We start from the raw sequence: 1,313 nt of genomic DNA, 5'->3' as shown, positions 1-1,313 counted from the left end.
GCAGGGGCAGGGGCAGGGGCAGGCGAGCAAACGCAAGGCAGATCGCCCGCGCAAGACCAACCGTGGTTCGCTGCCCGATCATCTTGAACGGATCGAGCAGGTTGTCGATGTTGAGAGCCATGACTGCCCCTGCTGCGGCGGTGCTCTCCACCAGATTGGCGAAGATGTCTCCGAACGCCTCGACGTGGTTCCGGCAACCTTCCGCGTGCTGGTCACGCGTCGTCCCCGCTACGGTTGTCGCTCATGCGAGAGCGGCGTGGTCCAGGCTCCGGCACCAGCCCGTATTGTCGAAGGAGGCATCCCGACCGAAGCGTTGATCGCGCAGGTGCTGGTCTCCAAGTACGCCGATCACCTGCCGCTTTACCGGCAGGCGCAGATCTATGCCCGGCAAGGCGTTCAGCTTGACCGTTCGACGCTTGCCGACTGGGTTGGCCGGGCGGCCTGGTATTTGCGCCCCTTGCGCGATCATGCCCTCGAAGAACTGCGACGATCTGGGCGCTTGTTCGCCGACGAGACCACGGCACCGGTGCTCGATCCAGGACGAGGCAGAACCAAGATCGGTCAGCTATGGGCCTATGCCCGCGATGATCGACCCTGGGGCGGCAGCGATCCGCCGATGGTCGTCTACGTCTATGCCGCCGATCGGAAGGCCGAACGGCCCGAAGCACATCTCGAAGGTTTTGCAGGCATCCTGCAGGTCGATGGCTATGGCGGCTACGCTGCTCTTGCCCGCCGTCGCGGCGACGTGACCCTCGCGCTCTGCTGGGCGCATGTCCGACGCAAGTTCTACGAACTGGCAGACAGCTCGCCGGTCGCATCAGATGTGCTGCGCCGCATCGCCGAACTCTATGCAATCGAAGACGAGGTGCGGGGATTGTCGGCGCGGCAACGCCAGACCGTCCGCCATGCACGGAGCAGGCCCATCGTGGATGATCTCCACCAGTATCTCGACACCCGTGCCCGGCAGATCAGCACCAAGAGCAGGCTCGGTGAAGCGATCCGCTATGCGCTCACCCGGTGGGATGGCCTCCTCCGGTTCCTTGATGATGGCCGCATCGATCTCGACAACAACACCGTCGAGCGCTCCATCCGCCCGCTTGCACTCAATCGCAAAAATGCGCTGTTCGCCGGCTCCGACGAAGGCGGCGACAACTGGGCGGTGATCGCCACGCTCATCGAAAACTGCAAACTGAACGGTATCGAGCCGAACGCCTGGCTGACAGCCACTCTCTCGAGCCTCGCCAACGGTCACCCGGCCAACCGCGTCGGCGAACTCATGCCCTGGGGCGACGTGGGCTGAAAACAGCGCTTAC

At 64.1% G+C, this 1,313-nt stretch carries 1 protein-coding gene; it reads left to right on the top strand.

The genetic code is table 11. From position 1 onward, the window contains the following. Positions 1-1,300 (top strand): IS66 family transposase (gene tnpC, locus A7A77_RS17255; protein ID WP_066561303.1); only part of this gene is annotated, 1,300 nt, incomplete at its 5' end. Between the last annotated feature and the right edge of the window lie 13 nt (positions 1,301-1,313).

The organism is Croceicoccus bisphenolivorans (assembly GCF_001634625.1).
GTDB classification, from domain to species: domain Bacteria; phylum Pseudomonadota; class Alphaproteobacteria; order Sphingomonadales; family Sphingomonadaceae; genus Croceicoccus; species Croceicoccus bisphenolivorans.
The sequence above is the reverse complement of the archived record's forward strand: the minus strand, read 5'-3'. Positions and strand labels throughout refer to the sequence as shown.